12 protein-coding genes and 1 tRNA gene are annotated in these 18,685 nt (G+C 63.5%); 1 reads left to right on the forward strand and 12 read right to left on the reverse strand.

Features of this window, described 5'->3' with window-relative positions; all coding sequences use genetic code 11:
• Positions 1–12: 12 nt before the first annotated feature.
• Together rpsG and rpsL are read right to left on the reverse strand one after the other, a co-directional pair.
• A complete protein-coding gene (rpsG, locus tag L2D00_05620) occupies positions 13–483 on the reverse strand; it encodes a 30S ribosomal protein S7 (protein ID WBQ14162.1) in 471 nt (156 codons plus the stop codon).
• A gap of 12 nt (positions 484–495) precedes the next feature.
• Complete coding sequence (rpsL, locus tag L2D00_05625) at positions 496–867, reverse strand: 30S ribosomal protein S12 (GenBank protein WBQ14163.1); 372 nt, start codon at positions 865–867, stop codon at positions 496–498.
• Positions 868–1,206: 339 nt separating this feature from the next.
• Here rpsL and L2D00_05630 point away from each other — a divergent pair, with 339 nt between their 5' ends.
• The gene (locus L2D00_05630) at positions 1,207–3,369 is read left to right on the forward strand and encodes a DUF3422 family protein (protein WBQ14164.1); all 2,163 of its coding nucleotides are present in this window, start codon (positions 1,207–1,209) and stop codon (positions 3,367–3,369) included.
• Positions 3,370–3,432: 63 nt separating this feature from the next.
• Here the strand turns inward: L2D00_05630 and rpoC are convergent, their stop codons facing one another.
• The 10 genes from rpoC to L2D00_05680 form a co-directional block, all read right to left on the reverse strand.
• The gene (gene rpoC / locus L2D00_05635; protein ID WBQ14165.1) at positions 3,433–7,647 is read right to left on the reverse strand and encodes a DNA-directed RNA polymerase subunit beta'; all 4,215 of its coding nucleotides are present in this window, start codon (positions 7,645–7,647) and stop codon (positions 3,433–3,435) included.
• A gap of 95 nt (positions 7,648–7,742) precedes the next feature.
• Positions 7,743–11,822 (reverse strand): DNA-directed RNA polymerase subunit beta, encoded by a 4,080-nt coding sequence (gene rpoB, locus L2D00_05640; GenBank protein ID WBQ14166.1) that lies wholly within the window; start codon positions 11,820–11,822, stop codon positions 7,743–7,745.
• Between the two features lie 258 nt (positions 11,823–12,080).
• The gene (gene rplL / locus L2D00_05645) at positions 12,081–12,452 is read right to left on the reverse strand and encodes a 50S ribosomal protein L7/L12 (protein ID WBQ14167.1); all 372 of its coding nucleotides are present in this window, start codon (positions 12,450–12,452) and stop codon (positions 12,081–12,083) included.
• 57 nt (positions 12,453–12,509) lie between these two features.
• Positions 12,510–13,028 (reverse strand): 50S ribosomal protein L10, encoded by a 519-nt coding sequence (gene rplJ, locus L2D00_05650; protein ID WBQ14168.1) that lies wholly within the window; start codon positions 13,026–13,028, stop codon positions 12,510–12,512.
• 330 nt (positions 13,029–13,358) lie between these two features.
• Positions 13,359–14,075: a 50S ribosomal protein L1 gene (gene rplA, locus L2D00_05655; GenBank protein WBQ14169.1), complete on the reverse strand. Its 717-nt coding sequence runs from the start codon at positions 14,073–14,075 to the stop codon at positions 13,359–13,361.
• A 5-nt stretch (positions 14,076–14,080) separates the two neighbouring features.
• Positions 14,081–14,512: a 50S ribosomal protein L11 gene (gene rplK, locus L2D00_05660; GenBank protein ID WBQ14170.1), complete on the reverse strand. Its 432-nt coding sequence runs from the start codon at positions 14,510–14,512 to the stop codon at positions 14,081–14,083.
• A 128-nt stretch (positions 14,513–14,640) separates the two neighbouring features.
• Entirely contained in the window at positions 14,641–15,174 is a 534-nt protein-coding gene (nusG, locus tag L2D00_05665) for a transcription termination/antitermination protein NusG (GenBank protein ID WBQ14171.1), read from the reverse strand.
• Between the two features lie 6 nt (positions 15,175–15,180).
• A complete protein-coding gene (secE, locus tag L2D00_05670; protein ID WBQ14172.1) occupies positions 15,181–15,471 on the reverse strand; it encodes a preprotein translocase subunit SecE in 291 nt (96 codons plus the stop codon).
• A gap of 53 nt (positions 15,472–15,524) precedes the next feature.
• A tRNA-Trp gene (locus L2D00_05675) sits at positions 15,525–15,600 on the reverse strand.
• Between the two features lie 203 nt (positions 15,601–15,803).
• A complete protein-coding gene (locus L2D00_05680; protein WBQ14173.1) occupies positions 15,804–18,677 on the reverse strand; it encodes a TonB-dependent receptor in 2,874 nt (957 codons plus the stop codon).
• Positions 18,678–18,685 lie beyond the last annotated feature (8 nt).

The raw sequence follows: 18,685 nt of genomic DNA on the forward strand, positions 1-18,685 counted from the left end.
AGGCGCGCCGGCTTACCAGCGATAGTGGGCGAAGGCGCGGTTGGCTTCGGCCATGCGGTGCGTGTCTTCACGCTTTTTCACCGCAGAACCGCGATTGGAGGCCGCGTCCATGAGCTCGGCGGCGAGCCGCTCGCGCATGGTGTTCTCGTTACGGCCGCGCGCCGCGGAGGCCAGCCAGCGGATGGCCAGCGCCTTGCGGCGGTCGGGGCGCACATCGACGGGCACCTGATAGGTGGCACCGCCAACCCGGCGCGAGCGCACTTCAACTTCCGGCGCGACATTGTCGAGCGCGTCATGGAAGGTGCGCACCGGCTCGCGCTTGGTTTTCTCTTCGACGATCTCGAGAGCGCCATAAATGATCGCTTCGGCAGCCGATTTCTTACCGTCGACCATGATGTAATTCATGAACTTGGTCAGATCGCGATCACCGAATTTCGGGTCAGGCTGAATTTCGCGCTTTTCGGCGCGGTGACGGCGGGACATGGCCGTATCTCCTTATTTAGGACGCTTCGCGCCGTATTTCGAACGGCGCTGGCGGCGGTCCTTGACGCCCTGGGTGTCCAGGACGCCGCGCAGAATGTGGTAACGCACGCCGGGAAGGTCCTTCACGCGCCCGCCACGGATCAGCACAACCGAGTGCTCCTGCAGGTTATGGCCTTCGCCTGGAATGTAGCTCACCACCTCATAGCCGTTGGTCAACCGGACCTTGGCGACTTTGCGCAAGGCCGAGTTCGGCTTTTTCGGGGTGGTGGTGTAAACGCGCGTGCAAACACCACGGCGCTGCGGGCAAGCCTGAAGGGCCGGCACTTTGTTGCGCTTGGGCTTGTCTTTCCGCGGCTTGCGGATGAGCTGATTGATCGTCGGCATAAGGCCCTTGTCCGTTCCTGTTCGCGGCTTCGCGAAAGCCCTGGCGGCATGACGCGAAAAACCCGTCCGGTCGCGACGGCCTGGGCCGTACGTCCGCGGACGGTCGTGAAAGCGTTGTGTCCAGTATTCCCGGCGACGTTTAGACGGTCACAACAGACCGGCTACGGCTCACCCCCGGAAAACGAGCGCGGAACCTACTTAGGAGACTCGGTTCCGTCAAGCGGGCTGTCAGGCGCCGGGAACGAAAACAGGCATGCGCTGGTTCGCCGCTCAAGAATACGTCTTGAGGATGCATGACCGGCGCCATAGTCTTCCTGTGGGGATGCAATCGGGGCGGGCATGGACATAAGGCAGTGGTTTGGATACGGCGCTGCGCGCCGGGCCGAGGGCGGCGTGGGCGCGGCCCAAGCCAGTGGGGTGCACTCCGATTGGCGGGCAAGCCAGTATCCCGAACGCGACTTCATGATCAAGGAAACGCACGCGCGGACGGGCTATCCGCTCCCGCGCTACGCCCGAGTCTCGCACATGACTCGCGTGTTCCCCAGCCGGGAGGACGAGTTTCGCGAAGCGCTGATCAAGAAACTGCGCCCGCATGACGCCGCGCTGCTGAAGGAACAGATCGCCAGCCCCGACGTGCGCACCCGGCGCAAGGCCGCCCAAACATGGTTCGACTCCATCGGCGAGGCGATCCGGGTCCTGGGTCTTGAGCACGCCGGAACGCTCGACAATCAGGACCGGACGGTGGCGCTCCTGTCCGAAGCGCTCGCCAATATGCGCGAGCATGCGGCGCCGGCTGCGCGCGACAGGTTGCGCGCAGCGGCGATGCAGGAGGCGGCGAAACTGGATTTGCTCTTTGAAGCAGGGCAGCCCTTGCATGCCAGTGACGAGGCGATCGAGGCCTTCAGAGACGTCCATCCGACTGCCGCCCGCGAGCATTTCCGCCCCTACCGCCCGACCGGCCAGACCCGATACCGCTGGTACAATTTCTGGCGTCTGGACGGCGCGCCCTCACCGGAACGCCGCTTGCGGATGAACTGGGAGATGTTTGGCGCCAGCCAGAACTTCACCGTCTTTGAGGACTTCCGGGCCAGCGCCGGGGGCTATGACGGCAGTCTGGCGCAGACGATTGCGTCGCATCAAGACGGCCGTCAGCGAAGCTTTCTGGCGCCGCGGGCCGGCCCTGGCGCGGCTGCGGATCCCAATCTTGAATGGACCGCGCTCGACACGCTGGAGAGCGAGATGGCTTTGATCTCGAAGGATGGCGCCTGGCCGGGCTTCAGCTGGACCGGCGAACTCCTGGTCGCAGCCCATTACTGGATCATGCCTTTCGAGCATGTGCTGGCCGATCTCGAACCCACAACCGCCGAGCAAATTCGCGTCGGGCTCCTCTTTGACCAGGAGCATGAGCGTCTTCAACTTGACCTGTCTCTGGTCACCAAACTCGCTGACGCTCTGGAAGGGCTTGCAATGCGGGTGTTCCGCTATCCTGACAAGACCGCCTATGGCGCGGACCGCAAGGACTTTGTGATCAGCCGGATATCGAATGGTCAGGCGATTCTGATCTCTGACCTGCGACCAACCGACCGCCGCACGGCGCACGGAGAGATGGCCTCACAAGCCATCATTCTGGACATTGGCCTGACCTCCGAGGAGCGCGGACGGATAGTCAGGCGGTGCACTGATATCGCCTCGGCGCGCACCCTCGCCTTTCGCGAGTTTCCTTATGTTGACGCCCTCACAACGGCGATCAACAGCATCGGGCGCAAACTCAATCAGTGCAATTCGGAAATTCTCGATGTCGCCCACCGCGACTCGGCGGCGCTCTGGACTGACCCGGACCCCGAAGCCCCGGCCCAGGAGCCGCCACAGGCAGAAGGCCGCGCACGATACGCCCTGGAGCGTACCTTGAGGCGGCTGCGCCAGCTCTCCATCAATCTCAGCACGCTCAATGCGTTCATCACCCAAGGGGTGACAGGCGCACAAGTGGCCAGCCAGGATTATCGCCGCATGGTTGAGGAGCGAGCCAAAAGCTTGCGTGAGACTCCGCTAGGCGGCTTTCAGACACTGGATGCATTCTTGAGCCGGTTCTTCAGCACGTCCGATGGGATCGACCGCATGGCGGTGCGCTACGACACGCTGCGCCGACGGGTCGCGGAGTACTCCCAGCTTGTGCGCGCTGAAATCGAGCTGCTGGAGCTCAAACAGCTGCAAAACCAGGCCGGGCAGCAGGTAGACTTGTTGCGCCGGGCGGATGTGCTTGGTGCGATTGGCATCTATCTGGCCTTGCTAGCCATATTTCAGGAGCTCACGCCGGACCAGGCCAATTGGCCGAGCATCGTCGATCTGGTCATGATCGGTATTGGCGCTGTAGGCAGCCTGACACTCGCTCATGCGATCTGGAAAGTCGTCAGGGGCAAGTCGGGTGGATCCAGCAGAGCAAGACTGTTCGCCGGTCTTGGCGGGTTCTTTGTATTCGCTGTCTGGATGCTGACCCGTTCTTGAAAAAACGCCCGCCGGATCACTCCGGCGGGCGCTTCCAGTCTCAAGCCAGTTTCAGCCTGACAATCAGGCGTCACTGTCCGCTTCGGCGTCGGCGGCTGCGGCGATTTCGGCCGGCAGGGCTTCGGCTTCGGCTTCCGCCTCGGCGGCGGCTTCCTGTTCGGCGATGCGGGCGCGGTCGCGCTTGTCGGCGTCGACCTGGTACTGGCGCATGGTCCCGCCGGTGCCTGCCGGGATAAGGCGGCCCACGATGACGTTCTCTTTCAGGCCTTCCAGCATGTCGACCTTGCCCTGGATGGCGGCTTCGGTCAGCACGCGGGTGGTCTCCTGGAAGGACGCCGCCGAGATGAAGGAGCGGGTCTGCAGGCTCGCCTTGGTGATGCCCAGCAGCACCGATTCGCCGGTGGCCTGCTTCTTCTTCTCTTTTTGCAGGCGCTCATTGGTCTCGATGAACTCGATCTTGTCCACGTGCTCGCCGGCCAGATAGCCGGTATCGCCCGCCTCGAGGACTTCGACCTTCTGCAGCATCTGACGCACGATCACTTCAATATGCTTGTCGTTGATCGGCACGCCCTGCAGGCGGTAGACTTCCTGGATCTCGTTGACGAGATAGCTCGCCAGCGCCTCGACACCCATGATCCGCAGAATGTCATGCGGTGCCGGGTTGCCATCGATCAGGTACTCGCCGCGCTGGATGACATCGCCTTCCTGCACGGACAGGTGCTTGCCCTTGGGCACCAGGTATTCCACCGGCTCACCGCCCTCGCCTTCGGGCGTGATGGAGATGCGGCGCTTGTTCTTGTAGTCGCGTCCGAACTCCACGCGGCCGGTCATTTCGGCGATGATCGCGTGATCCTTGGGGCGGCGGGCCTCGAACAGCTCGGCCACCCGCGGCAGACCGCCGGTGATGTCGCGCGTCTTGGCGCCTTCGGTCGGGATCCGCGCCAGCACGTCGCCGGGGCGCACCTCGTCTCCGTCGACGATTGACAGGATCGCGCCCACGGAGAGCATGTAGTTGGCCGTCTGCCCGTTGGGCAGCTTGACCGGTTCGCCCTTTTCATCGGTCACCACGATGGCCGGCTGGATGTCCTTGGACTTTGCGCCCGTACCGCGCCAGTCGATCACCACTTTCGAGGCAATGCCGGTGGCTTCGTCGGTGTCGTCCTTGACCGACAGACCATCGATAGCGTCAATGAACTTCACCTTGCCGGCCACCTCGGTGACGATCGGCATGGTGTAGGGGTCCCACTCGGCCAGACGGTCGCCGCGCTTGACGCCCTTGCCCGCGTCCACACGCAGACGCGCGCCGTAGGGCAGCTTGTAGCTTTCCATCTCCAGGCCATCCGGACCGGTCACCGCGATCTGCATGTTGCGCGTCATCACGATGAAGTCGCCGTCGGCGGTTTTCACGGTGGACCGCTCGGTGAAGGTCATCTTGCCGTCGTGGCTGGCTTCGATGAAGGACTGCTCGGAGACCTGCGCTGTGCCGCCGATGTGGAAGGTGCGCATGGTCAGCTGGGTGCCCGGCTCGCCGATGGACTGGGCGGCGATCACACCGATTGCCTCGCCCATATTCACCTTCGTGCCGCGCGCCAGGTCACGGCCGTAACAGGCCGCGCAGACGCCCACGCGGGTCTCGCAGGTCAGCGGCGAACGCGCCTTCACCGAGGTGACATTGGCCGCTTCGATGGCCGCGCACAGATCCTCGTCCAGATAGGTGTCGGCGGGGGCAATGACCTCCCCGGTGGACGGGTTCTTGATGTCTTCCGCCGTGGTGCGGCCCAGCAGGCGTGCGCCCAGGGAGACCGCAACTTCGCCGCCATCGATCACCGCGCCCAGCTTGATGCCTTGCGAGGTGCCGCAATCGGCTTCGGTGATGATGCAGTCCTGCGCCACGTCCACCAGACGGCGGGTGAGATAGCCGGAGTTGGCGGTTTTCAGCGCCGTGTCTGCCAGGCCCTTGCGCGCGCCGTGGGTGGAGTTGAAGTATTCCAGAACCGTCAGCCCCTCCTTGAAGTTGGAGATGATCGGCGTCTCGATGATCGATCCGTCCGGACGCGCCATCAGGCCCCGCATGCCGGCCAGCTGTTTCATCTGGTTCTTCGAGCCACGCGCGCCGGAGTGCGCCATCATGTAGACCGAGTTGACCTCGCCGGGCACGCCTTTGGACGGATCGGAAATCTCGTCCATCATGGCGTCGGCGACCTTGTCGGTGCATTTGGCCCAGGCGTCGACGACCTTGTTGTACTTCTCACCCTTGGTGATCAGGCCGTCCACGTATTGCTGCTCGTACTCGCCGACCAGTTTGCGGGTTTCGCCCACCAGCACGGCCTTGGCCGCCGGGATCAGCATGTCGTCCTTGCCGAACGAAATGCCCGCGCGGGCCGCTTCGCGGAAGCCAAGCTGCATGATGCGGTCGCAGAAGATCACCGTCGCCTTCTGACCGGTGTGACGATAGACCTCGTCAATCATCGTGCCGATGGCCTTTTTGGTCAGCAGCTCGTCAAGCAGTTTCGGCCCGAGCAGCTGGTGACGAGGCATGTGCTCCAGGATTTTCATCCGGCCCGGGGTGGTCTCGATCACCTTGGTGACCTGATTGCCTTCGGCGTCGATATAGGCGTAGCGCGCCTTGATCTTCGAGTGCAGCGTAACCACGCCGGCGTCCAGCGCCGCTTCGATCTCGCCCATGGTGGCGAACACCATGCCCTGGCCCGGCTCACCGTCCTTGACGATGGACAGATAGTACAGGCCCAGCACGATATCCTGCGACGGCACGATGATCGGCTTGCCGTTGGCCGGCGACAGGATGTTGTTGGTCGACATCATCAGGACGCGCGCTTCCAGCTGGGCCTCAAGGCTCAGCGGCACGTGCACGGCCATCTGGTCACCGTCAAAGTCGGCGTTGAACGCGGCGCAGACCAGCGGGTGAAGCTGGATGGCCTTGCCTTCGATCAGCTTGGGTTCGAAAGCCTGGATGCCCAGACGGTGCAGCGTCGGCGCCCGGTTCAGCATGACCGGGTGCTCGCGGATCACCTCGTCGAGCACGTCCCAGACTTCGGGGCGCTCTTTCTCGACCAGCTTCTTGGACTGCTTGACCGTGCCGGACAGACCCTTGGCGTCGAGACGCGCATAGATGAAGGGCTTGAACAGCTCCAGCGCCATCTTCTTGGGCAGGCCGCACTCGTGCAGCTTCAGCTCCGGGCCCACCACGATCACCGAACGGCCCGAATAATCCACGCGCTTGCCCAGCAGGTTCTGACGGAACCGGCCCTGCTTGCCCTTGAGCATGTCGGCGAGTGATTTGAGCGGACGCTTGTTGGCACCCGTGATCACCCGGCCGCGGCGGCCATTGTCGAACAACGCATCGACCGCTTCTTGAAGCATGCGCTTCTCGTTGCGGATGATGATGTCCGGCGCGCGCAGCTCGATCAGGCGCTTCAGGCGGTTATTCCGGTTGATCACCCGGCGGTACAGGTCGTTCAGGTCCGAGGTCGCAAAGCGGCCACCGTCCAGCGGCACCAGCGGGCGCAGCTCGGGCGGGATGACCGGGACAACCGTCATGATCATCCATTCCGGCTTGTTCTTCGACATCATGAAGGATTCCAAGAGCTTGATGCGCTTGGAAAGCTTCTTCAGCTTCAGCTCAGACCCGGTCTCGAGCATGTCTTCACGCATGCGCTCGACTTCTTTGGCCAGGTCCATGCCGATCATGATCTCGCGGATCGCCTCGGCGCCGATGCCGGCGGTGAAGGCGTCCTCGCCATACTCGTCGACGGCCTCGTAATACTCTTCCTCGGTCAGAAGCTGGTGCTTCTGCAGCGGGGTCAGGCCCGGCTCCATGACGATATAGGCCTCAAAGTAGAGCACGCGCTCCACATCCTTGAGCGCCATGTCCATCATCATGGAAATGCGCGAGGGCAATGATTTCAGGAACCAGATATGGGCCACCGGCGCAGCGAGCTCGATATGGCCCATGCGCTCGCGGCGTACGCGCGCCAGCGTGACTTCCACGCCGCACTTCTCGCAGATAATGCCCTTGTACTTGATCCGCTTGTACTTGCCGCACAGGCACTCATAGTCCTTGATCGGACCAAAGATGCGCGCGCAGAACAGGCCGTCGCGCTCGGGCTTGAACGTGCGGTAATTGATCGTTTCGGGCTTCTTCACCTCGCCGAAGGACCAGGAGAGAATTTTCTCCGGGCTGGCCAGCGAGATCCGGATCCGGTCGAAGGCAGGGCCTTCCACGGACGGATTGAAGATGTTCATGACCTCTTGGTTCATCGGTCCGTCTCCTTGACGGTGGCGGCGGCGGGGGCCGGAGGGGCCGGCTTCCCGCCGCCATGACTTAGGGGCGCTGTGACTGGGCTCGTACGCGGTTACTGGTTGACCAGCTCCACGTTCAGACCCAGCGAACGCATTTCCTTGATCAGCACGTTGAAGCTTTCCGGAATCCCGGCCTCGAAGGCGTTGTCGCCGCGCACAATGGCCTCATAGACCTTGGTGCGCCCGGCCACGTCATCGGACTTCACGGTGAGCATTTCCTGCAGCGTGTAGGCCGCGCCATAGGCCTGCAGGGCCCACACTTCCATCTCGCCGAAGCGCTGCCCGCCGAACTGCGCCTTGCCGCCCAGCGGCTGCTGGGTGACCAGCGAGTACGGGCCGATGGAGCGGGCGTGGATCTTGTCGTCCACCAGGTGGTGCAGCTTCAGGATATGCTTGACGCCGACGGTGACCTTGCGCCGGAACGGTTCGCCGGTCAGGCCGTCATAGACGGTTGACTGGCCGCTCTCGTCCAGGCCGGCTTTTTTCAGATACTCCACCACGTCCGGCTCACGCGCGCCGTCGAACACCGGGGTCGCGATGGCGATCCCGTTGGTCAGATTGCGGGCGAGCTCGGCCAGGTCCTCTTCGGACTCGGGCAGTTCCTGATCGTCGCCATAGGCGTAGCGGATCGACTTGGCCAGATTTTCGGCCTTGCCGTCACGCTGGTAGGCCTCGTAGGCCTCGCCGATCATCTTGCCCAGACCCTTGCAGGCGAAGCCCAGATGGGTCTCGAGGATCTGACCCACATTCATGCGCGAGGGCACGCCCAGCGGGTTCAGCACGATATCCACGTGGGTCCCGTCTTCCATGAACGGCATGTCCTCGATCGGGATGATCTTGGAGATAACGCCCTTGTTGCCGTGACGTCCGGCCATCTTGTCGCCGGGCTGGATCTTGCGCTTGATGGCGACGAAGACCTTGACGATCTTCATCACGCCCGGCGGCATCTCGTCGCCGCGCTGGACCTTCTCCACCTTGTCTTCAAAGCGCCGGTCAAGCCGGGCCTTGGACTCGTCATACTGACGCTTCAGGCCCTCGACTTCGGCCATGGCCTTCTCGTCATCGAGGCCGATCTTCCACCACTGCGACCGCGGGGTCTCGTCCAGGGCGGCCTCGGTGACCGCGCCTTTCTTGAAGCCCTTGGGTCCGGCCACGGCGGTCTTGCCCAGAAGGATTTCCTGCAGGCGCGAGAAGATGTCGCGCTCCAGAATGGCCAGCTCGTCTTCGCGGTCTTCGCCCAGGCGCGCGATCTCGTCGCGTTCGATGGAGATGGCGCGTTCGTCCTTCTCCACGCCGTGACGGTTGAACACGCGCACGTCCACAACAGTCCCCGTGGCGCCCGGCGGCAGGCGCAGCGAGGTGTCGCGCACGTCCGACGCCTTTTCACCGAAGATGGCGCGAAGGAGTTTCTCCTCCGGCGTCATCGGGCTTTCGCCCTTCGGGGTCACCTTGCCGACCAGGATGTCGGCCGCTTCCACTTCGGCGCCGATGGCCACGATCCCGGCTTCGTCGAGATTGCGCAGGGCCTCCTCGCCGACATTCGGGATGTCGCGGGTGATCTCTTCGGGCCCCAGCTTGGTGTCGCGGGCCATTACCTCGAACTCCTCGATATGGATCGAGGTGAACACGTCATCGCGCACGATGCGCTCGGACACCAGGATGGAATCTTCGAAGTTGTAGCCATTCCACGGCATGAAGGCGACGAGGATATTGCGCCCCAGCGCCAGCTCGCCCAGATCGGTCGACGGACCGTCGGCAATGATGTCGCCGGTCTGGACCCGGTCGCCCACCTTCACAATCGGACGCTGGTTGATCGAGGTCGACTGGTTGGAGCGCTGGAATTTGGACAGGCGGTAGATGTCGACGCCGGATTCGGCTGCGCCGATATCACCGGTCGCCCGGATCACGATGCGCTGGGCATCGACCTGCTCGACCACGCCGTCGCGGCGGGCGGCCACGGCCGCGCCGGAGTCGCGTGCCACGACGTCTTCCATGCCGGTGCCCACCAGCGGCGCTTCATTGCGCAGAAGCGGCACGGCCTGACGCTGCATGTTCGAGCCCATCAGGGCGCGGTTGGCGTCGTCATTTTCCAGGAAGGGGATCAGCGCTGCGGCCACAGAGACTACCTGCTTGGGCGACACGTCAATGTAATCCACGTCTTCGCGCGGCACCAGCGTCGCCTCGCGGTTCTGACCGACGCGGCAGTTAACGAAGTCATTGGCCAGCAAGCCGTCATCATCCACCGTGGCATTGGCCTGGGCGATAGCGAAGCGGGCCTCCTGCATGGCCGACAGATAGTCCACCTGTTCGGTGAGCTTGCCCTTCTCCACCTTGCGGTACGGGCTTTCGATGAAGCCGTACTTGTTGACGCGTGCAAAGGTCGAGAGCGAGTTGATCAGGCCGATATTCGGGCCTTCCGGCGTCTCGATCGGGCAGATGCGGCCATAGTGGGTCGGGTGCACGTCGCGCACTTCGAAGCCCGCGCGCTCGCGCGTCAGGCCGCCCGGCCCCAGCGCCGACAGGCGGCGCTTGTGGGTCACTTCGGACAAGGGATTGGTCTGGTCCATGAACTGGGACAGCTGAGACGACCCGAAGAACTCACGCACCGCAGCGGCCGCCGGTTTGGCGTTGACCAGGTCGTGAGGCATCACGGTCTCGATATCCACCGAGCTCATGCGCTCCTTGATGGCGCGCTCCATGCGCAGGAGACCGATGCGGTACTGGTTCTCCATCAGCTCGCCGACAGACCGCACCCGGCGATTGCCGAGATTGTCGATGTCATCGATCTCGCCCTTGCCGTCGCGCAGGTTCAGGAGCACGCGCAGCACCTCGATGATGTCCTCGCGGCGCAGCACGCGCACATCGTCCGGGCATTCGAGATCCAGGCGCATATTCATCTTCACCCGGCCGACCGGCGACAGGTCATAGCGCTCGGGATCGAAGAACAGGCCGTTGAACAGCGCATCGGCCGTTTCAGGCGTGGGCGGTTCGCCCGGGCGCATGACACGGTAGATGTCCACCAACGCCTGCTCGCGCGTGTCGTTCTTGTCGGCTGCCAGCGTGGTGCGCATGTAGCCGCCCACCGCGACACCGTCGATGTCGAGCACGTCCAGGGACCCGACGCCCGCTTCGGCCAGCGCCTCGAGCACTTCCTCGGTCAGCTCATCGCCAGCCTCGGCAAAAATCTCGCCGGTTTCGACATTGACCAGATCCTCGGCGGCGTAGCGCCCGACCAGATCGTCGGCGGACACCAGCAGCTGCGTCAAACCGTCTTCAGCCAGCTTGTTGGCGGCACGCGCGGCGATCTTCTTGCCGGCAGGGGCCACAACTTCACCAGAGCGCGCATCTACAAGATCGCGCACCGGCTTCACGCCGCGCCAGCGTTCCTTGAGATAGGGCAGCGTCCAGCCTTCCTTGACGCGCTCATAGGTGATCCGGTCGTAGAACGTGCCCAGGATCTCTTCCTTGTCCATGCCCAGCGCATAGAGCAGCGTCGTGGCCGGCAGCTTGCGCCGGCGGTCGATGCGCACGTGCAGGATGTCCTTGGCGTCAAATTCGAGATCCAGCCAGGAGCCGCGATAGGGAATGATGCGCGCGGCAAAAAGGAACTTGCCCGACGCGTGGGTCTTGCCGCGGTCATGGTCGAAGAACACGCCCGGGCTGCGGTGCATCTGGGAGACGATGACCCGCTCGGTACCGTTCACGATGAACGTGCCCTTGTCGGTCATGAGCGGGATATCGCCCATGTAGACATCCTGCTCCTTGATGTCCTTGACCGAACGCGCGCCGGTTTCCTCGTCCACATCAAACACGATGAGACGCATCTTCACCTTCAGCGGCGCGGCATAGGTCAGATCGCGCTGAATGCATTCCTCAACGTCGAACTTGGGCGCTTCGTACTCATAGGAGACGAATTCCAGCACCGCGCGCTCGGAGAAATCCCGTACCGGGAACACCGATTTGAACACCGCCTGCAGCCCTTCATCAGGGCGCCCGGCCGAGCCGATTTCCTTCAACAGGAACTGCTCGTAGGAGTGCTTTTGAACCTCGATCAGGTTCGGCATCACCACAGCTTCGGGGATGCGGCCAAATGATTTGCGGATGCGCTTCTTGCCCGTGAACGACAGACCCATTTTCGCTCCCTATCGCCGGTCTTGCCCGGCGCCTTGCGCTCCCGGGGACCAGGCCCCCGGCATCCGTTCCGGTCGTCGCCGCCGCCCCGTGCGGGCGTGCAGCGTGCGCCCGCCACCTGGCTCCGGAACGGACACCCAGGCGGCGATTCAGGCAGTGCGGACGCCGCTACGGACGCACGGGGAAGCCCCATGCGCCCGCAAGGCGTTCGCCAGATATTCCGGCCACAGCGCTGTGAGGCGCCGCTGGCCGCAACATCCTTACTTCAGCTCGACTTTGGCGCCGGCGTCTTCGAGCTGCTTTTTCAGAGCCTCGGCTTCGGTCTTGGAGGCGCCTTCCTTGACGGTTTTGCCGCCGGCTTCGACCAGATCCTTGGCTTCTTTCAGGCCCAGGCCAGTGATGGCGCGGACTTCTTTGATGACGTTGATTTTCTTGTCGCCAGCATCCACCAGCACAACATCAAATTCGGTTTTCTCTTCCGCAGCAGCGCCGGCGTCGCCGGCCGGAGCAGCATAGGCCACGGCGGCAGCCGCCGCCTTGATGCCTTTGGACTCGAGAATGTCGTTCAGTTCCTTGGCTTCCAGAATCGTCAGGCCCAGGAGTTCGTCAGCAAGTTTGGCCACATCAGCCATGATAATATTCCTTCGCGTTGGTCAGGGTTGTTCGGGTTCGAGTGTGCGGAGACGACGTCAGCTGCTTGCCTGCTCGCGGATCGCCTCAATCTGGCCGGCCAGGGTGGACCCCGGCGCGTTAAGCCGCGAGATGACCTCGCTGGCCTGGCCGATGAGACGGGCTGCGATGGCGCCGATGAGTTCTTCGCGCGACGGCATCTTGGAGAGCGCTTCGACGCTTTTGGCGTCGGAGAAAATATTCTCTTCCATGAAGCCGCCGACGATTTCGAACTTGGGGTTCGATTTGGCGAACTCGACGACAACCTTCGGCGCTGCGGTGAAGTCCTCAGAATAAGCAATGGCGATCGGGCCTTCGAACATGTTCGAGGCCTCTTCACCCTTCTGGCCCTTCAGGGCGATCTTGGCGAGCCGGTTGCGCACGACTTTCAGCCGTCCGCCCTTGGCGCGCAATTCGCCGCGCAGCTTGGTCATTTCCGCAACGGTAAGGCCCGAATAGCGGGCCAGGACGACAGATCCGGAAGCGGAGAAAATCTCCGTGAGCTCCCCGACCGCCGTCACTTTGGTCGTACGATCCATTGCGGTCTCCCTTCGTTCGGACCACCCACCGCGGGCGGCCCGTCAAGCCGCCGCGCCAGACGCCCGCCCGTGATACGGGGCAAGACGCGCGAGCGCGGACTTGCCTGCCCCAGGGCTCGAACCAGCATCCCCGGCTCGCGCCGGACAAACTCGGTCTCGCTCTGTCTCACCCGGGGCCGTGTGAATTAAGAGCGGCGCGTGTAACGCCCCTCCCCCGGGATCTCGGACAGGTCGGACCGGATGAGACGGACTCTGCCGCCGCGCCCGGTCCTGACCCCGCCACCCGGCCAGGAGCCGGAGGGCGGAAAACTCTTGTCTAAGCGCGCCTGATCAGGCCGCTTCGGTCGGGGCGCCCGTAGACGCCTCGGTGACATCGACTTTCACGCCCGGCCCCATGGTGGAGCTGAGCGAGATACGCCGGACATACTGCCCTTTGGCACCGGCGGGCTTGGATTTCACCAGCCCAGCCAGAAGCGCCCGGATGTTTTCCACCAGCGCGTCCTGCGAGAAGCTGGCCTTGCCCACGCCCGCATGCACGATGCCGGCTTTCTCCACACGGAACTCGACCGCGCCGCCCTTGGAGTTGGCCACAGCCTTGGCCACATCCATGGTCACAGTGCCGACCTTCGGGTTCGGCATCATGCCGCGCGGGCCCAGCACTTTGCCGAGGCGTCCCACCAGCGGCATCATGTCCGGGGTGGCGATCACCTTGTCAAAGTCGATCTGACCGGCGGCCACCGTCTCGTACAGGTCTTCGGCGCCCACCACGTCCGCGCCGGCTTTCAGGGCTTCTTCAGCCTTGGCACCCTTGGCGAACACGGCCACGCGCACCGAGCGCCCGGTGCCGTTGGGAAGCGACACCACGCCGCGCACCATCTGGTCAGCGTGACGCGGGTCGACCCCCAGATTGACAGCCACTTCGATGGTCTCGTCGAACTTCGCCGTAGCGCGCTCCTTGACCAGAGCCACTGCCGCTTCAAGGCTGTGGTCCTTTTCGCGGTCAATGCCGGTGCGCGCCGCAGCAATCCGTTTTGCAATTTTTGCCATGACGCCTACTCCACCACTTCGATGCCCATGGAGCGAGCCGAACCCTCGATAATGCGGGTGGCGGCGTCCAGGTCGTTCGCGTTCAGGTCAGCCATTTTGGTTTCGGCGATTTCACGGCACTGGGCGCGTGTCACCTTGGCCGTCGGCGCGGTCTTGCCGGCCGTGGCGGAGCCCTTCTGGATCTTGGCGGCTTTCTTCAGGAAGAAGCTCGCCGGCGGGGTCTTGGTCACGAACGTGAAGGATTTGTCCGAATACACCGTGATCACCACGGGAATCGGCGTGCTCTTCTCGATCTCTTGCGTCTTGGCGTTAAACGCCTTGCAGAATTCCATAATGTTCACGCCGCGCTGACCCAGCGCCGGCCCGATGGGCGGCGACGGGTTGGCTGCGCCGGCGGGAACTTGCAGGTTGATGTAACCTGTAATCTTTTTCGCCATAGCCCTTCCTCCAATGACGCGGACCGATGCCGCGCCTGTACGTCACGAGGGACCTTGAGGCCCCCCAAGGGTGGCGCGGTACGGCCCCGGCATGGTCTTCGCCGAAGCCTCCCGCACCGTCGCTTCGCTCAGTTCGCTTTTTCGACCTGAGTGAATTCCAGCTCGACCGGGGTGGCCCGGCCGAAAATATTGATGGCGACCTTCAAGGTCTCCTTGCCGTCATCGACATCATCGACCGTGCCGACAAAGCCCATGAACGAACCGTCCGTCACGCGCACGCTCTCGCCAATATCAAAGGAGATGGTGGAGCGCGGCCGCTCGGCGTCGTCCTCCATCTGGCCCATGATCCGCTTGATCTCGGATTCGGGCACCGGCAGCGGGCGCTTGCCCGAGCCCAGGAACCCGCTGACACGCGGCGTGTTCTTGACGAGGTGGTAGGCCTCGTCGGTCATATCCATTTTCACCAGCACATAGCCGGGGAAGTATTTGCGCTCTGCGTTCACCTTGCGGCCGCGGCGCACCTCGACGACGTCTTCGGTCGGTACGATGATTTCCTCGAACCGGTCTTCAAGCCCTTTGAGGACCGCTTCGGACCGGATCGCCTCGGCCACCTTCTTTTCGAAGTTGGAATAGGCGTTGACGATGTACCATTTGGCGGACATGCGGCGTCAGGCTCCAAGACCGAGCAGATTTCGAACAATAAAGCCGAGCGCACTGTCGACCGCGAAGAAGAACAAGGCGGCGATGACCGTCATGATCAGCACCATGATGGTGGAGATCAGGGTCTCGCGCCGGCCCGTCCATGTGACCTTGCGGCCTTCCTGACGCACTTCGGCAAAGAAGCGCAGCGGGTTGAACGGCTTCTTGGGCGCCGGCGCAGCCGCCGTGCCGCCCGAAGTCCCGCTTCGGCCGCTGGCGGCCGGTTTCGCCGGCGGGCGGTTTTTCGTGTCTCGCGCCATGGCGTCAGACCATCTTTCTCAATCGCTGTCACCAGACGCACGACTGGCGCGCCTGGCAGGGGCGGAGGGGCTCGAACCCCCGGCCTGCGGTTTTGGAGACCGCCGCTCTACCAGCTGAGCTACACCCCTGTGTCGCACGCAGGCTTAACGCGGCGCATTGACGCCCGCCTTCGCCAGAGCCGGTGCTTTTACATCGCCTGCAGCCAGATGCAAACAGGGTGCTGCAAAATTTCTGCACCCGTCTGGCCTGGCTCAGGCCTTAAAAAAAGAAAACGGCGGCGGGCAATGCCCGCCGCCGCAGTCTTCATAGGCGTCCTGAAGACGCGCCGCAATCAATAACGCAGGTTGATGCGGGCGAACAGGTAACGGCCGACCTGATCGTAGCCGGTCAGCGAGTTGGCATTGTTCGCGAGCGAACCACCCACGAGCGGCGGCTCTTCGTCGAGGATGTTGTTCACGCCGAGAGTCAGGCGCGTATTCTCCAGGACGTCGAACTGGGCCGACACGTCAAAATAGCTGATCGCGTCGAGCACGTTGCCATTGTTGACCAGACCACGGTCGGTGGTGCCCGGCGTGCCGTTCTGCAGCGTGTAGTCCATCTCGCTGAAGTAACGCCAGCGCACGGACGCCGACCACCAGCTGCCCATGTCATAGCTCAGGCGGGCGGTGTGACGCCAGTCGGAGGTGGCGCAAGCCGGGTTGATGACGCCGACGCAGTCATAGGCGGCGGCATCGTTGATGCCCGGCAGCGGATCGATGGTCTGCTCGAGCGCGATCGAGCCGTTGAACAGGGCGCTCAGATTGCCCCCGATCAGCGGCGCTTCACCGGCCCACGCGACGTTGAAGTCCACGCCACGCCAGATCAGATTGCCGAAGTTGGCGGTCTGGTTGCGGACAACACCATTGCCCGGCTCACCCGCCGTGCCCGACCACAGGTCACCCGAAACCGGGTTACGCTGGATCAGGCCGCACAGCCCGGCATCGCCCGTCAGGCCGCAACCGCGCAGGATGTTGGAGGCACCAACCGTACCGATGCGGTCCGCGATCTGGATGTCGTAATAGTCGACCGTCACGCTGAGGCTGTCGAACGGCTGGAACACCACACCGAACGTCCACGTATCAGCCGATTCCGGGCTCAGGCTCGTATTGCCACCCGTGATCTGGTTGTACTGGTCGGCCGGGCTCTTGTTGATATTGCCGTACTGGGCCGCAGACACGCCGGTCAGGGCGCATTGGGCGGCCGTGAACTGTGGTGTCGCCGTGGCGCAGGGATCCTCACCCGCCCACAGACCGCCCGAGGTCGGCGAGAACAGTTCGCCAACATTGGGGGCGCGGATGGCGCGGTTGAAACCGCCGCGGACACGCAGCTCGGAAACGGGAGCCCACGAACCCAGGATCTTGTAGGTCGTGGCACCGCCGGAGGTGTTATAGTTGGAATAGCGGTAGCCCAGCTCCAGATACACTTCCTCTGCGAAAGCAGCACCCTGGACGAGCGGCACGATCGCTTCACCGAAGGCTTCGTACACGTCGTACTCACCGCCGATATTCGGCGTCTGACCACCACGGCCGGTATACCCACCAGCCTGGATTTCACTGTCAGACAGGGTCTGATAGCTTTCGCGACGATATTCGGCACCCGCCACAACAGCAATCGGGTCCGACGCCGCCGGCAGGGTGAACGGCAGGTTGCCGGTCACAAAGGTGTTGGCGGTGATCAGCTCGGTGCGGCCGGTCAGAACGCCGGTGCCGCCGAGGGCTTGCGCCGCCGCCGGGGTGACGCCATTCGGCACAAAAGGATTGTAAGGGATGCAACCGGCGAACGAGCCCGTCGGGCAGCCCAGCAGGGCAGCACGGGTGCGCGAGCGCAGGAAGTCGTTCTGGGTGATCTCGCTGGACGAGGTCGAGGCATAGGTGAAGGAGGCGTCATACGACCAGCCGCCACCCAGATCGCCCTCGGTACCCGCGGTCCAGCGCCAGGCCGACGAATCGATCGTCGAGGTGCGCGGGCCGCCCTCATTGTTACGCTTGCCAACCAAAAGAGTGATATCGGCACCGGTTGGGTTCGGCGTGATGTTGAGATCGGTGCACAGCGAATTGATCAGCGGATCGGTGCATTCAAAGCCAATTTGGTCGGTAAAGAACGTTCCGGACTCAGCAATCTGCACGGTCGTGTTCGTGTTCGCGAACGCCACATCCAGATAGGGCCGGAACATGGCGTTGATTTCATAGTTGAAGAACGCGCCAAACGTCCAGCGCTCGTCCGGGCGCTGATAGAAGTTGACCGGAGCGTAGTTGTAGAGCTCGCCAATGCCACGCCGCCATGTTCCGGCCTGATCAAAGTTGATGAAAGAGAAGTTCAGGTTGCCGTCCGGGCTGCTGCCAATAGCCAGGAAGTTCGGAACAATCGACGTCGACGAACCGCCACATGCCGTAGCGCTGGCGAGCAGCGCGCACGACGAATAGTCGCGGTCGCCCTGCATCAGCTCTTCGTTCTTGCGGTAGGTCACATAACCGCTGGCATGGCCACGGCCGTCGGCAAACGAGCCGCCGATGGCGAAATCGATGTCATAGGCCCGGCCGTCAATGCCGCTGGAGCCCGTCGGGAAATCAAACCCGGCGGTCGTCTGCAGGCCCTGCATGTATTCGTTGTCGTTGTTGTGCTGATAGCCGGAGACGCCGGCATTGATCGACACGCCTTCGAAATTGCGGTCGATGATGAAGTTCACAACACCGGCCACGGCGTCCGCGCCGTACACCGCCGAGGCGCCGCCGGTCAGGACTTCCACGCGCTGGATCAGCGCGGCGGGGATCTGGTTGAGGTCAGGAGCCTGGGTGCGGATGCCGCCCGGCTGCAGACGGCGTCCGTTGACCAGGACCAGGGTCCGGTTGGTGCCGAGGCCGCGCAGGTTGACCGAGGCGGTGCCGGTGGACGGGTTTACGGAGAACGCGTCGAGCGACGGGGTCACCTGCGGCAGGGTGCGCAGCAGGTCTTCCACGCGCGTGGTGCCCGAGAGGCGGAACTCTTCGGCGTCAACCTGGGTGACCGGGCTGACCGACACGAGGTTGGGGTTCGCAATACGCGTACCGGTGACGCGGATGACGTCGCTGGTCTGCGGCTGCGCGGCTTCCTCTTCCTGCGCGAGCGCAGGCGCGGTGGCGGTGAGGCCCCCGATGAGCGTGCTTGCCAGCAGGCAAGACTTCAACATGCTTCGCT

The sequence above is a fragment of the Hyphomonadaceae bacterium BL14 genome, assembly GCA_027627705.1.
Lineage (GTDB): Bacteria > Pseudomonadota > Alphaproteobacteria > Caulobacterales > Maricaulaceae > Oceanicaulis.